This is a genomic window from Reichenbachiella sp., assembly GCF_033344935.1.
Classification (GTDB): Bacteria; Bacteroidota; Bacteroidia; order Cytophagales; family Cyclobacteriaceae; genus Reichenbachiella.
Map to the genome: position 1 here is coordinate 1273478 of NZ_JAWPMM010000001.1, position 15832 is coordinate 1289309.

Here is a 15832-nt window from a genome sequence, read left to right on the forward strand (position 1 = left end):
GGCTACTGGTTGTGTTCAAATTCGAAATACTTCTTGGCATTGTAATAGCAGATGTCTTCTACCATACCGCCAAGCAAATCCATGTCGTGAGGCAGTTCGCCATTCACCACATCCGTACCGATCAGATTGCATAGTATCCTTCTGAAGTATTCATGTCTTGGGAAAGACAAGAAACTCCTGGAATCCGTAAGCATGCCCACAAATCGACTGAACAGTCCCATATTGGATAGGGAGTTCATTTGCGCTTCCATCCCAATTTTCTGATCCAAAAACCACCATCCCGTACCGAATTGAAATTTGCCTACTGTTTTTCCGTCGTTGAAATTGCCAGTCATGGTGGCAAAGAGATCATTGTCTCTTGGATTCAGGTTGTAAATGATGGTTTTGGCCAACTGATCGGTGTTATCCAGATTGTTGAAAAATTTGGACATGCGCTCCGCCTGACTAAAGTCGCCCATAGAATCGTAACCCGTGTCTGGGCCGAGTTCTCTTAGGCCTCGGTCATTGTTGTTTCGTAGCGCACCCAGGTGAAACTGCTGTACCCATCCTTTGGCATGATACATTTTGCACAAGGCGGTCAATACGTAGCCTTGCAGGTTTTCTATGGTTTCCAATGCCAATTGCTTTCCAGCTAATACAGATTGGAAATGTTGATCCAATCCGGTAGCCTTGGGGTTGAAAGCAGGAATTTGGTTGAAGCCTAAATCAGACACTCTACAGCCATTGGTATGGAAATAATCCACTCTTTGCTGCAATGCCTCTAATAGCGTGTCTAAGCTGTTGATGGCAACACCTGATACCTCAGCCAATTGCTGTAAGTACGTCAAATAAGCTTTTGATCCATCCATGCCCAAGGCCTTGTCTGGTCTGAAGCTTGGATACACTTTCGGTGCTTTGATTTGCTCTTTGATGGCCTGGTGATGTGCTAAATTGTCTACGGGATCATCAGTAGTACAGAGCGTCTCTACATTCATCTGCAGTAAAAGCCCAATACAAGAATGTGAATCTTTTTTCAACAGAGCTGCCGTTTCAGAATATATCTCTGCAGCAGTTTCAGGCGAAAGCAATTCATCTATCCCGAAGTACCTTCTTAACTCTAAATGCGTCCAATGGTAGAGTGGATTCCTTAAAGTATAAGGAACCGTCTGAGCCCACTTCTGGAATTTCTCTTCGTCGGTGCCGTTACCAGTCACATATTTTTCATTGATGCCATTGGCTCGCATAGCTCTCCATTTGTAATGGTCTCCATATAGCCATGCATCTGTGATGTTGGCAAACTGATAATTGGAAGCCATAGCTTCTGGTGACAAGTGATTGTGATAATCTATAATAGGCATCTTCGCTGCATGATTATGATACAGCTCTTCCGCCACTGAATTACTTAGTAAAAAGTCTTGATCTAAAAATTTCTTCATTTTGTTCTTATATGTAAGCGCCTAAGACAAGCATTACTCATTTATCCCATGCATGATTAAGGGACTTCAAGGTTAGCGGGAAATAGCCTGGACTACTATTCACCTTTTACCATTCTCTATTCAGTAATTTTTAGAATTGAATCAACGAGAAATGGATAGCAGCATTTTCTATATAACATCTAGTCATGAAAAATGTACTGCTGAAGGCCCTTATTGTATATCTGCAACGTGGTATTTGGGAGTAAACGGGCGTCAATTTTCTCTCAATTTATGTGTATTTTTACGAATCTTATTTGAAATAATGCCGCCTGCTGGATAAAGAAAACCGTCCTTACCTTCTCTAAACAACGATTTTCCAACCTTCCCAAAAAATGCTAGGCATATGTTAAGTATTGAATATTGAATCGCTGATCATCTGTTCAAATTTGAATATTCCGAATTGTATCTGGCCAGTCCTTTAGATACGAAGAGGAGCTTAACATAAGTCAAACTAAATAAGATGATATGTATACAAAACTACAATCTCACTCTTCTAAGATGAAGAGGAAAATTTATCTGGGCCTCATGGCTGTTCTGTTATCTACAGCAGCAGTTGCTCAGAGTACAGTCTCCGGTACGGTGACTGACCCATCCGGTGCCACACTACCGGGTGCTGCTGTAATAGCAGAAGGAACTACCGCAGGATCCGTGACGGATCTGGATGGTAAGTATTCAGTGAGTGTTCCAGAAGGAGCAACTCGATTAAAATTCAGTTTTATTGGTTATGCTACACAGACTGTAGAGATCGGTAGTAGAAGTACGATCGATGTCGTACTTCAAGAAGATGCCGAAACTTTGAGCGAAGTGGTCGTGATTGGTTATGGTACGCAGAAGAAAACGGACTTGACAGGTGCGATCGTGGGTGTGGACTCACAAACAATTACAGAGCGTGGTACCACTAGCCCTATGCAGTCATTGCAAGGATCTGTAGCGGGTATCACAGTGACCAACTCTTCAGGACGACTTGGAGATGATTTCAATGTAAATATTAGAGGTTCTAATACTTTGGTAAAAGAAGGTGACTCACCAGAGCCTCCTTTGTTTGTGGTGAATGGAGCCGTAGTTGATAATATAGACTTCTTAAACCCTCAGGATATAGCAAGTATAGATATCTTGAAAGATGCTGCTTCTGCTGCGATATATGGATCAAGAGGTTCTCAAGGCGTAATAATTATTCAAACTAAAGGTGGAGTGCATGTACCATCAGGTACTACTTTCTCTGTAGAGTCTTTTTATGGTTTTAAAGAAGCAGCTAGACTTCCTGAAATGATGGACTATGCCACGTGGAGAGAATACCATATGGGTGCATATTTGGCAACTACTGCGGATTATGATCAATTGACTCCAGATGAGTACTACGACAAAGTAGTTTCAGCAGGATCTAATCAGGTATTGAGAAATAGATTCGAAAGCTTAGATGGATTCGATTGGTATGATGCCGTTTTGAAGTCTGGCATGCAAGCCAACAATTACGTTTCGATGAATCATAGAGATGGCGGTTCTTCATACTCTATGGGTCTTGGTTACCAAACAGAAACCGGTAACATCGAAAATGAGTCTTTAGACAAATACACGTTTAGAGCGAGCATCGATCAGGAGTTGAGCAAAAAGTTTAAGACAGGTGCGAGCTTTTCAGCTACTTTGACCAACAATGAAAGAGGTAATGCCAATGCCATGCAGGATGCATTTCGATTGAACCCTTTTTTGACACCTTGGAATATTGATACCAATTTAGAGGAGATTGAAGGCGAGCTTTTTCCCAATCCTGGAAAATTATTAGATCCAAACGATCCTTCAGGTGGGACTTACGCTATCAACAAAACAAGTACCTACAATCCACTACTAGAGATCGCCAATGCCACGGACGAAACGAGACAGTGGAATGTGCTAGGAAATATCTACTTGCAATACCAGATCGCAGACTGGATCAAAGTAAAGACTTCTTTGGCCACAGCTACTAAGCGCTATAGAAGAGGAAAATACTGGGGCGTGCTGACTGACAAAGGAAGTAAGAATGGAAACTTGGCATCTTCAGAAGTGTCTACTTATGACAACTTCAACTATGCTTGGGACAACCAATTGGATATCAATAAAACCATTGGCGACATTCATGCCTTCAATTTTATGGCATTGCAAAGTATCTATGCCGATCGTACAGAGAGAAGTCAGATGTCTTCACTTCAGCAACCATTCGAAACAGGTTTTTACAACGTAGGATCTGGTCAACAAAGTACTTTCAACCTTGGTAATTCATTTTCGCAAAATCAGTTGGCATCTTATGCCCTGCGTTTGAACTATATGTTGAATAACAAATACATTTTCACGGTGACCAATCGTTGGGATGGCGCTTCTCAGCTAGCCGAAGGTAGAAAATGGCAATCATTCCCGTCTGTATCTGCAGCGTGGAAAATCAGTGAAGAAGCATTCTTGAATGGAAACCCTGTAGTTTCTTCGTTGAAATTGAGAGCGAGTTATGGTACGACAGGTAGCCAGAGAGTGTCACCATATTCTTCAGTGAATACACTTAATACACAAAATTATTATGATTTCAACGGTGCGTCAGCCAATGGTTGGGTAGCTGGAAGCTTAGCCAACAAATTGTTGGGCTGGGAAACTACCACTGAAGTAAACGTTGGATTAGACTACAGCTTGATGAATTACAGAATCTCAGGTAGTATCGATTGGTACACTAGAGATACGGATGATTTGATTCTGGAGCAAACGTTGCCACTTGAAACTGGATATGGCGTGATCAAAGCGAACAATGCGCTGATCAGAAACACCGGAGTGGAGGTACTTTTGAAAACAGTAAATGTCGAAACGGCCAAAGTAAGATGGGAGACCACATTTACATTTAGTAAAAATGTGAACACCATTGAGGAACTATACGGTCAATCTGAAAACGATGATGTAGGAAATGGCTGGTTCATTGGTGAGTCTGTAAACTCTCATTACAACTATAAGTTTGACGGAATCTGGCAAGCGGATGAAACTGACTTAGCTGAACTATATAATCAGACCGAAGGACAGGCTAAAGTACTTGATGTAAATGGAGACGGAGTAATTGATCCAGACGACGATAGAATGATCTTGGGGTCATCTGATCCAAAGTGGACGGCTGGTTTAAACTCTCGATTGACTGTTGGCAATTTTGATTTCAACATCAATGCTTATGCAAACCAAGGCGTGTTGGCTTATAGCAATTTCCACCAAAACTTCGAAGATGTACGAGATAGAGGTCGTCAGAAGTTGAACATCGATAGCTGGTATATTCCACAAAACAATGTGGGCGTACCTGCACAAGCTTCAAACACGTATCCACAGCCAAGAAACGCAGGTACCTACTGGAGAAACGATCAAGTGGGCTACTACAAGGATGCCTCCTTTATCAAAATCAACAACATTTCATTGGGATATACATTGCCTAATGCCATGTTAGAAAAAATGAGAATCCAGAATCTCAGAGTATATGTAAACGTGCTCAACCCATTTGTATTCACAGAATATGATGGATGGGATCCTGAGTGGGCCGAAGCAAGTTTCGGTATTGGTAGAGTAAGTACCATCACTACTCAGTTGGGTTTAAGTCTTAAATTTTAATATAGAAAGACATGAAAAACATTATATCAATATTATCAATGACTTTGCTCTTCTTGGTAGGCTGTGAAAGCTTCCTGGAAGAGGAGAACAAGTCGAACGTGACAGCAGAAGAGTTTTATGTCACAGCAGAAGGGTTTGACGCTTTGGTGAATTCAAATTATTCATCACTCAGAGAAATATATGGCGATTTCGCCTGGATGTTTAGTGCAGGTACTGACATGTATTCAGAAGGTAGAGATCAAGAGCCTGTAGGATTGAGTAGGTATGCTGATCTCAATGCTTCGTCCGAAGGTGTGGATCATCTGTATAAGACATGTTACATCGCTATTCAAAGAGCCAATACAGGTCTCTACTATGCAGATATCACAGAGCAAAGAGATGACTTGGCGCAGTTGGTTGGAGAGTTGAAATATCTGAGAGCGCACGCATACTTTCTGTTGGTGCAATCTTATGGAGGTGTACCGTTGATCAATGAGTTTATTGCTGAGGCGGTTACTGAGTTCGATAGAAGTAGTGCAGAAGATATCTATACTCAGATTTTTACAGATTTAGGTGAAGCATTGCCAGCTGTAAGCACAAGTGCGTACGATGGTAGAGTCAACCAAAGAGCAGTACAGTTCTTATTGGCCAAAGCGCATTTGACTAGAGCTTATGAAAGCTTTGCAGCCAGTTCTGACTTTGCTGATGCCGCGAGCTATGCAGATTTGGCTATTGGCGGCCAAGCATTAGATATTCCATTCAGTGAGCTGTGGGCGCCAGGAAATGATTTGAATGCTGAGACTATTTTCTCTGTGCAGTTTGATGCTGGTTCGACTAGTGCTGATCCCGGAAAATTGGGTAATAGACAGCAGAATTTCTTCGGATCGTACACAGGAGGACCTGAGGTAGCAGGCAACGCGCCATACAAAAGTTATAACCTTTGCCCGAACCGCTTTGCCTTGAGCTTGTTTGAGCAAGGAGACGACAGATGGGAAGGTACTTTCATGACTACTGTATATGAGAGATACTTCGATTATTTCGATGTAGATGATCACTCTACGCTGACTGCCGCACAGTTCTATGCACCGGCATGGTACACTACTGCAGACAGCTTAGCTTTTAGAGCTACGCAGCCAGATGCAACTTATCGTCCTTTCGGAACTTACGATCCAGAAGGTGCCGATATCTCAGGCAACTGGGCTACCATCATCGTGAAGAAGTTTGATGATCCTACTTCATTGTTCGGGGCTAACGGCGACAATGGCCGTACGAGCAATAGAGACGTAGTGATCGCAAGATTGGCGGACGCTTATTTGGTAGCTGCCGAGGCTTACTTAGGAGCTGGCGATGCTACTACTGGTTTGGCTAGATTGAATGTGGTGAGAGCTAGAGCTAATGTAGCCGATGCTACCGCTGGTGAATTTGATCTCGACTACATCCTAGACGAAAGAGGTCGCGAGTTGCTAGGAGAATACCACAGATGGTTCGATCTGAAAAGAACCGGCAAGTTGGTTGAAAGGGCATCAGCTCATCACATGTATGTGGAAACTTCTAACTTCTCTGGAAATGGTGGCAATCTGAAAATCCTCAGACCTATCCCTCAAGAGGCGATAGACCTAAACCAGAACATGGATTTCCAACAAAATCCGGCATACAACTAAAAGCAATCAAAACGAACATATTACTGTAGAAGCTGGCGGCCAAATGGTCGGTCGCCAGGATTTCTACGGCCTTTTTGTTCGGATTTGATATGCATTTTCTAAAAGAAATCATTAGACATGAAAAAGATATTTTATTCAATACTAGCGAGTTTGACACTCGTGATGGCTGTCTCTTGTACAGACGATGACAATACTACAGATCAATCCATAGTGGTTGATATAGATCAAACACCAAGCGAATTTGCTCCGGTAAATTTGGATGGTGAATGGCCAAAATTTACTGGTAATATTTCCGCAGATGACAATCTCGTAAGCGTCATTTTTTATACGGATGATAATGCTTTTATGGAAGTAACTACTTTCGATGGAGGAGCTAAATCTTATGCTTTCGATGTCGAAGTGCCTTGGGCACTTGGTATCTCGTATGTAAGAGTAGTGGCTGAGTCTGCATCAGGAGATGTAGTAGAGGGACAAAGAAAAGTGAATGTAAAAGGTGGGCCTGAAATGTCAGTTGAATTGACGGAGTTAGAAGTTGACCTTTCGGTAAATCCTACAGAAACGATTTCTGGCTCAATTACATCTGTTTCAGGTTTGGCAGAGGTAGTTTACACCTTGACGCAAAATGGAACTTCTTCTGTGTACAAAACTATCAATCCTACGGGTACTGCAGCTAATGATTTCAGTATTTCAGAGGCTATCGATTTTGAATTAGGCATGGAAAGTTTCAAAATCGAAGCTAAAGATTCTAAAGGCAATGAGGCTTCACATACGATCAAGATCAATGTTGTAGAATCTCCAGTTTTTGAAATGTTCTCTTATACAGGAATCGAATTACATGGTACAGACAAAAGAAAAACTGGAGTAGCGATCGGTATTTCATTGGCTGACGGCAAAGAGCATGATTACGATGCTATCATAGGAGATACGAATGGCATGGAAATCGATTTCATGATTTCTAGCGCCGATTCTGGTACGCCACAAGTCAGATACTTCTCACCTTTGACTGAATATGGTGATAAATTCAAATTGGGAACAGAAGGCAATGCGGATTTGGTATTGAACGATACGCAATTCTCTAAACTCGACAGAGGAGATTCTGATTTCTTTGCTGCGGCAACTGCCGAAAGCATCCAAGCGATGAGTTTAACAGATGAAGGCGCTGAAGCTACAGACATTTTGAGAGATCTGGCTCACTCTTCTACTGGCGTAGATATCATCAACGGAAAAGTGGTGTACTTCGAAACCGATTGGGGCGCGCAGTGTCTGGTGATCATCAGAGAAACCATTGACAACAATGGCAACAGAAAAGGAGATAGCTATGTGCTAGACTTTAAGGTAGTTTATCAAACGAACTAATTGATATGAAGAGGTGATATTATACCTCGTCATATCGAGCGAAGGCGAGATATCCCCAGCGGCGTGCAGCATGTCGGGGATTTCTCTACTCCTTCGTCGGTTCGAAATGACGATGATAAAATATCCTTTACCCAAATTTTTAAAACCCATCCATCATGCGATTTTTTCAAATCTGCTTCATGGTCTTGTGCCTATGCGCATGTCAGCCAAAAGAATATACCCTTCATCTGGTGGGTGATTCTACCATGGCCGACAAGGAAAACCCTGAATCCAATCCTGAGTTTGGGTGGGGACAGGTATTGCCTGAGTTTTTCGATGGTAATGTCACTATTGTGAATCATGCAAAAAACGGACGCAGCACCAAGAGCTTCATAGAAGAAGGAAGATGGCAGCAAGTGATGGATGACCTGAATGTGGGTGATTATGTGTTCATCCAATTCGGTCACAACGACCAAAAAACGAATAAACCCGAACGATACGCCAACGCCTACTCTGGTTACCGTGCCAATTTGGAGAAAATGATAAAGGAAGTAAAATCAGCAGACGCGACCCCGATCATTTTTAGCTCGATTGTCAGACGAAATTTCAATGCAGACGGCGTACTCGAAGACACACACGGCGCATACCCATTCGTCGCCAGAACCATAGCCAAAGAAATGAACGTGCCATTTGTGGACATGCAAGTGTCATCAGAAAAACTGGTAAACGAGCTGGGAGACGAACCGTCTAAAGCGCTTTACCTCTGGGTACCAGCCGATACCAACGATTATTTCCCAAAAGGGAAACAAGACAATACCCATTTTTCAAAACAGGGCGCTCAGGCCATGTGCCAATTGGCTCTGGATGAAATGAAGAAATACAGATTCAACTTTTTGAACCACCTAAAAAAATAATGAAGCACCTGTTCATCATATTGATTTCAATAGTTACCCTTTTGACGGAAGTCAACAGCCAGCCACTAGCATTTCCTGGAGCAGAAGGGCATGGGCGATTCGTGTCTGGCGGACGAGGCGGACAAGTGATTCATGTCGCCAATCTCAACGATGAAGGAACAGGTAGTCTCCGAGCAGCATTGAAGCAGCCAGGTGCAAGAACCATCGTACTTGATGTGTCAGGCACCATCCAGTTAGCCTCTCCATTAGAAATAAAGAACGACAGCGTTACAATCGCTGGACAAAGTGCACCAGGAGCCGGCATCTGTTTGGCTAATTATCCGCTCAAAATCAAAGCCAATCAAGTGATCATACGGTATATCCGTGTGCGAATGGGCGATAAGACAGGAGTGGAAGGCGATGCAGTGAGTGCCACCCGACAGAAAAATATCATCATCGACCACTGCACCTTTAGCTGGGGTACAGATGAGACAGCGACGTTTTATGATAATGATAATTTCACCCTTCAGTGGAGCATCATTTCCGAGAGTCTCAACCAATCCGTACACAAAAAAGGCACCCACGGATACGGAGGTATATGGGGAGGCCTAGGCGCGAGTTTTCATCACAATTTGTTGGCACACCACACCAGCCGAAACCCAAGATTCTGCGGTGCGCGCTACCACAAGCAGCCCGAATTGGAAAAGGTGGATTTCTGGAACAATGTCATCTACAACTGGCAATTCAATGCGGCTTATGGTGGGGAAAAAGGCAATCACCAGATGATCAACAATTACTTTAAGTCCGGGCCTGCCACGCACGATTCCAAAAGGGCGAGAATAGTTGACCCATCTGCACCTTACGGTTATTTCTACGTGTCTGGCAACGTCGTGGAAGGTGAAGAAGCCATCAGTATCGATAACCGCGCTGGCATCGTGGGCGAAGTACCTGAGACCTATTTGCCAACTGCCCCGATGTGGCAGATGCATGCAGATGCGTCATCAGCTCAAAAGGCTTATGGTGAAGTACTGGCCTCGGCCGGAGCATCCTTAAATCGAGATGCGCTTGATCAAAGAATCATCGAAGAAGTACAAGCAGGGACTGCTTCAAAAGGCACAAAGAATGATGGCATCATAGACTCACAAGACCAGGTGGGCAGGTGGCCACCATTGAAAAATGAGCTGCCGTTAAAAGACACAGATCGCGACGGTATACCTGATGCTTGGGAGATTGCACAAGGACTTGATGAGCTAGATCCATCTGATCAATCCAAGACCAGCTTTCATCCATACTACACCAATCTGGAAATTTATTTAAACCAAATCATTGAAAATCAAGGACCAAATGAATAGGCTAAAACACATACTCATCCTTCTCACGCTTGCGGCTTGCAGTCAATCCGTTGGCGAAAAAGCAGCTAGTCACCCTATCGCAGCACAGCCCGCTGTTTTCGAACAGATGGCTAGTTCTGAGTTGATCAGGCATCCTGATCCACGGTTATTAGACTTTCGTGATACACCGAAGTGGGAGTACTCTAATGGTTTGGTTTGCTCTGCGATGATGCGGACCTATGAGGCCACCGGCAAGGAGAAGTTTTTGAACTATGTGAAATTCTATGCCGATTCTTTAGTACGTGAAGACGGAAGTATCAAAACCTATAAGAAGAGCGATTTCAACATCGATCGAATCAATTCGGGCAAGATCCTTTTCGACCTTTACCATCAGACGGGCGATGAAAAATACCGCTTGGCAATAGAAACACTCCGTGATCAAATGAAAGATCACCCAAGGCTGGCCTCTGGTGGTTTTTGGCATAAGAAAATTTACCCTGATCAAATGTGGCTTGACGGCTTGTATATGGGGTCTCCTTTCTTGGCGGAGTATGCCAAGGAGTTCAATGAGCCAGCGCTTTTCGATGACGTGGCGAATCAGTTCATCCTCGTCGATAGCTATACTTGGGACGCAGACAAGCAATTGTATTATCACGGCTACGACGACAGCCGCAAGCAGAAGTGGTCAAATCCTAAGACGGGCGTATCACCAAACTTCTGGGGCAGAGCCATGGGTTGGTATGCCATGGCTTTGGTAGATGTGCTGGACTTTCTGCCAGAGGATCATGCCAAGCGACCAGAGATTTTGGCCATTATCAATAAGATGGCCACAGGATTAGTGAAGTATCAAGATGCAGAAACAGGTCTTTGGTGGCAGATTCTAGATCGTGGTGGAGATGAGGGTAATTACCTGGAGGCATCGTGTTCTAGTATGTTTTCTTATTTCTTTTTGAAAGGCATCGAAAAAGGCTATTTATCAGAGGACTACAGAGCTGTGGCCAACAATGCCTACGAAGGCGTAGTGAAAAGTTTCGTGAAGCGAAACCAGGATGGCACCATCAGCTTGACGACCAACTGCGCAGTGGCTGGTTTGGGAGGTAATCCCTACAGAGATGCGTCTTATGAGTATTATGTCAACGAGCCTAAGAGAGACAACGATCCGAAAGGTGTTGGTCCATTTATTATGGCTTCGATCCTTTACAACAATCAGAATCAAGTGAAATAAATAGCGATGAGAGATACTGTCAGAGAGGAAAAGCATTTAAAACCCCACACTCACCGCACCTGTTGTGGTGTCTCTCAGGGTGGAGCAGAATGGAGCAGAACCCAGAACAGGTCTGGGGAAGGCGGTATTCTTTTAAACGCGTTTGCTTCCAAAGCACTCCTCCTCATGATAGTATCCTTAGTGTCATTCTCAAGTTTGGCACAAGCCAAATATGATATCGTAGTCGGTAAAGGCAGAAGAAGCGATTACCAAACCGTGCAGGAAGCCATTGATGCCATCCCTGATTTCCGTAAGGCTGTAACCACGGTGTACATCCAGGCAGGTACATACAAAGAAAAATTGATCTTGCCGGTGTCAAAGACCAATGTAAAATTCATCGGTGAAGATGCTGAAACTACGATCCTGACCTTTGACAATTATGCAGATCGACTGAATGCTTTTGGTGAAAAAATGGGCACTTCAGGTTCGGCCAGCTTTTATGTCTTTGCGGATGGGTTTACAGCCGAAAATATCACTTTCGAAAACAGCGCTGGCCCAGTAGGTCAGGCGGTGGCCGTCCGAGTGGATGGTGATCGAGTCGTCTTTCGAAATTGCAGATTCCTGGGTTTTCAGGACACGCTTTACACCTATGGAAAAGATAGTCGACAGTACTATGATCAGTGCTATATAGAAGGCACAACGGACTTCATTTTTGGTGCGTCGCAGGCCATTTTCAATCAATGTACCATTTTCTCCAAGAATGGTGGACACTACGTCACAGCTGCCAACACCGATATTGATCAAGCCTATGGATATGTCTTTCTTAACTGCAAACTGGAAAGCAATGCCCCCAGGCACGACGTGTATTTGGGTCGACCATGGCGCGATGATGCGCGCACGGTATTTATCAATTGTGAATTGGGTGAACATATCAAGCCGGAAGGCTGGCATAACTGGGGCAAGCGATACGCGGAGAAAAGGTCTTTTTATGCCGAGTATCAATCTTCTGGCCCAGGAGCTAATCCTGAAGGCCGGGTGAGTTGGTCTCGTCAGTTGACTGACGCACAGGCAAGTAAGTATACGCTGGATGCTGTCTTTGGCAGTTGGGATCCCGCAAAAAATGAGATTGTGAAGCCCTAAGTGGGAATAAATTAAAAGAGAATATGATGAGTTTTGGAAAATTGGTCTTGGTAGGAATTTTTGCCATTTTGAGCGTAGCTGGGTTAGAATATAGTACGCCCGAGAAAACGGAAGTTGATTGGATATATCAAAAGGTGGAGTTTGATATGCCCAAAGTAATCGAGCCTAGTTTTCCAGACTATCAGGTGAGTATCGCCACGTACGGTGCTGTAGCAGATGGAATGACCGACAATTCAAAAGCATTTGCAGCAGCTATCGCACATGTGGCTGGCAAGGGCGGAGGCAAAGTGGTCATTCCAAGAGGGATTTGGCTCACTGGCCCAATCACCCTAAAAAGCAACATCAATCTACATGCAGAGGCCGGTGCTTTGGTGGTCTTTGATGATGATTTTGACAAGTATCCTTTGATAGAAACCAGCTTCGAGGGACTCGAAACTTACCGATGTCTATCTCCCATATATGGAAAAAACTTGACCAATATAGCCATTACAGGTTCTGGTTCGTTCGATGGATCGGGTGACTCATGGCGCGCGGTGAAAAGAGAAAAATTGACAGCCAGTCAGTGGAATCGAAAAGTGAAAACCGGAGGTGTATTGAGCGACGACAAACAAACTTGGTATCCGAGTGAAAAGTCGAAACAAGGGGATACTGCTGGCAATTTCAATGTGCCAGATTTGGACACTATGGAAGAACACGAAGCCATCAAAGATTTCTTGCGTCCGGTCATGGTCAGTTTGATCGGCTGCAACAAAGTATTGCTGGATGGGCCAACCTTCCAAAATTCTCCGGCCTGGAACCTACACCCGCTGATGTGCGAAAACGTGATCTTAAGAAACCTGAATGTGCGAAACCCGTGGTACTCACAAAATGGTGATGGCGTGGATTTAGAGTCGTGCAAAAACGTGCTGATCTACAACAATACTTTCGACGTAGGAGATGATGCGATTTGTATCAAATCCGGTAAAAATGAGGACGGATTGAAAAGAGCCATTCCCACCGAAAACGTGATCATCAAAAACAATACCGTTTTCCATGGGCATGGAGGGTTTGTAGTAGGCAGTGAAATGTCTGGCGGAGTGAAAAATATGCACGTATCCAATTGTACATTCATCGGCACGGACTGTGGCCTAAGATTCAAGAGTACCCGAGGCCGTGGAGGCGTAGTAGAAAACATCTACATCTCCAACATTGACATGATCAACATTGGCGCAGAAGCCATTCGTTTCAATCTGTTTTACGGAGGAGAATCTCCAGTAGGTGCAGACGGCGAAGTAGGAAAGGCTCGTCAGAAAGTAGACGCCCTACCCGTGACAAGAACGACCCCTTCATTCAAAAACATTTCCATGAAAAACATCACTTCGACTGGATCAGGGATAGCCGGTTTCTTTCAGGGATTGCCAGAAATGAAGCTGCAAAACATCACGCTAGAGAATGTGGTACTGGAAGGCAAAAGAGGCATTACCATCATCGATGCGGAGGCATTTGATTGGTCTGGTGTCACAGTGAAGGCTGCCAAAGGCCGATCGATTACTTTGTTTAATACAAGCCAAATGAATTTTACAGACCTCACACTTTCAGGTGAAGGAGAACAAACGCTGATCAATGTTTATGGCGAAAGCCAAGTGGATTTTTCTAATTCAAGCATTAGCAAATCAGATATTTTGGTAGGAAAAGAAGTAGGGAAAGGAAAGGTGAAATTTGACTAATGAAAGGTAGGTTTTACATTTATAGAATGATCACATGGTGTTTTATTCTATGGGCGATAGGTTCGTGTGGCGAAGATGAAGTGACTGAGGAAATCGAGGAGGAGGTAATATTTGCCACCTCCATCGTTTTGACTGGCGAAGATCTTGAGACCGAAACCCAACGTCAGTTGCAGGTCACTTTTGTCCCCGACAATACCACCGACCAATCAGTGGCTTGGTCGGTTTCCGATGCTGCCATAGCTGAAATTTCAAGTACCGGCTTGCTTACCGCCAAACAAAACGGCACCGTGACGGTGACGGCGACTGCCTTGGATCAAAGTACAGTAACCGCAGACCTCACACTAGAAATTAGCAGTATTTACGAACCAAGTGGCGAAGACATAGAGGTGGCCACAGCAGAAGAATTGGTGGCAGCACTTGCCGATATAGCGCCGGGCGATGTGATTTTGCTCGCAGGTGGCACCTATGCCATGACAGACAGGATCGTGCTCAATACTTCAGGCACGGCTGCTGAACTAATCACCGTGATGGCTGATCCTGAGGCTACAGAAAGACCCATTTTGGATTTTTCTGTCCAAGAAGAAAATTCGTCCAATCAAGGCATTCAGCTCAAAGCGAATTATTGGCATTTCAAAGGATTGGATATTCGCAAAGCAGGAGACAATGGTATGCAGATCAAGGGGAGCAACAACACCATCGAGTTTTGTTCATTTTATGAAAATTCCGATACCGGTTTGCAGCTTGATGACGGGGCGGCTGATAATTTGATATTGAATTGCGACTCGTATTACAATGCGGACGCCAGTGTAGAAAATGCAGATGGTTTCGCCGCCAAGCTGGGTGTAGGCAGTGGTAACAAATTTGTGGGTTGCCGGGCGTGGCAAAACCTGGATGATGGCTGGGACGGATATTTGCGAGGTGCGGATCACGTGCAAACCGAATATGAAAGTTGCTGGGCAATCAAGAATGGCATCATGAAATCTGGCGAAGTAGGCGGAGGCGATGGCAATGGTTTCAAAACCGGAGGGAGCGATGACAAAGACCTTTCGCACCATGCTACCTACAAAAACTGTCTGGCCATAGGCAATGTGTTTGACGGCTTCGACCACAACAGTAATCGTGGAGCGGTAAGCCTCTATAATTGCGCCGCCTACGACAACGGCACCAATTACAACTTCAGTTCGAGCAATGCTTTGGCTTCATTAGAGGTGAAAAACTGTGCTGTTGTAGGTGCGACGGGCAGCCTTAATGCCACCAGCAAAGATATCACATTCAATAGCTGGCAAGATGAACTCAGCGCTACCAGCGACGACTATGAGAGCTTGGCTATTGATCTCTTGCTTGGTGAGAGACAAGCGGATGGTAGTCTGCCAGAGGTAGATTTTATGCAGTTGGTTTCTGGTAGTGATTTGATCGATGCTGGTACCAATGTTGGATTGACCTTTCAGGGTCAGGCACCAGATATAGGCGTTTTTGAAAAAGAAAATTAAGATCACGCAAGTAAATCCTAAGAGCATTCTGATTTTTAT

At 44.2% G+C, this 15832-nt stretch carries 10 protein-coding genes; 9 read left to right on the top strand and 1 reads right to left on the bottom strand.

Annotated elements, in window-relative coordinates; genetic code table 11:
- Nucleotides 1-2: 2 nt before the first annotated feature.
- A complete protein-coding gene (uxaC, locus tag R8N23_RS05520) occupies nucleotides 3-1415 on the bottom strand; it encodes a glucuronate isomerase (protein ID WP_318170568.1) in 1413 nt (470 codons plus the stop codon).
- A gap of 504 nt (nucleotides 1416-1919) precedes the next feature.
- Between uxaC and R8N23_RS05525 the strand changes: the two genes are divergently transcribed.
- The 9 genes from R8N23_RS05525 (at nucleotide 1920) to R8N23_RS05565 (ending at nucleotide 15793) form a co-directional block, all read left to right on the top strand.
- Nucleotides 1920-5054, top strand: coding sequence for a SusC/RagA family TonB-linked outer membrane protein (locus R8N23_RS05525; protein ID WP_318170569.1), 3135 nt, complete (start codon nucleotides 1920-1922; stop codon nucleotides 5052-5054).
- Nucleotides 5055-5065: 11 nt separating this feature from the next.
- Complete coding sequence (locus R8N23_RS05530) at nucleotides 5066-6694, top strand: RagB/SusD family nutrient uptake outer membrane protein (protein WP_318170570.1); 1629 nt, start codon at nucleotides 5066-5068, stop codon at nucleotides 6692-6694.
- A gap of 117 nt (nucleotides 6695-6811) precedes the next feature.
- Nucleotides 6812-8050 carry a hypothetical protein gene (locus R8N23_RS05535; protein ID WP_318170571.1) on the top strand — a complete coding sequence of 413 codons (1239 nt, stop codon included), beginning with the start codon at nucleotides 6812-6814 and terminating at the stop codon, nucleotides 8048-8050.
- Between the two features lie 155 nt (nucleotides 8051-8205).
- The gene (locus tag R8N23_RS05540; RefSeq protein ID WP_318170572.1) at nucleotides 8206-8943 is read left to right on the top strand and encodes a rhamnogalacturonan acetylesterase; all 738 of its coding nucleotides are present in this window, start codon (nucleotides 8206-8208) and stop codon (nucleotides 8941-8943) included.
- Nucleotides 8943-10274: a pectate lyase gene (locus R8N23_RS05545; RefSeq protein WP_318170573.1), complete on the top strand. Its 1332-nt coding sequence runs from the start codon at nucleotides 8943-8945 to the stop codon at nucleotides 10272-10274. The genes R8N23_RS05540 and R8N23_RS05545 overlap by 1 nt, the downstream gene beginning before the upstream one ends.
- Nucleotides 10267-11478 carry a glycoside hydrolase family 88 protein gene (locus R8N23_RS05550; RefSeq protein ID WP_318170574.1) on the top strand — a complete coding sequence of 404 codons (1212 nt, stop codon included), beginning with the start codon at nucleotides 10267-10269 and terminating at the stop codon, nucleotides 11476-11478. Before R8N23_RS05545 ends, R8N23_RS05550 begins: the two co-directional genes overlap by 8 nt.
- 6 nt (nucleotides 11479-11484) lie before the next feature.
- Nucleotides 11485-12597: a pectinesterase family protein gene (locus R8N23_RS05555; RefSeq protein ID WP_318170575.1), complete on the top strand. Its 1113-nt coding sequence runs from the start codon at nucleotides 11485-11487 to the stop codon at nucleotides 12595-12597.
- A 26-nt stretch (nucleotides 12598-12623) separates the two neighbouring features.
- Nucleotides 12624-14303 carry a glycoside hydrolase family 28 protein gene (locus R8N23_RS05560; RefSeq protein WP_318170576.1) on the top strand — a complete coding sequence of 560 codons (1680 nt, stop codon included), beginning with the start codon at nucleotides 12624-12626 and terminating at the stop codon, nucleotides 14301-14303.
- Nucleotides 14303-15793 carry a right-handed parallel beta-helix repeat-containing protein gene (locus R8N23_RS05565; RefSeq protein ID WP_318170577.1) on the top strand — a complete coding sequence of 497 codons (1491 nt, stop codon included), beginning with the start codon at nucleotides 14303-14305 and terminating at the stop codon, nucleotides 15791-15793. The genes R8N23_RS05560 and R8N23_RS05565 overlap by 1 nt, the downstream gene beginning before the upstream one ends.
- Nucleotides 15794-15832 lie beyond the last annotated feature (39 nt).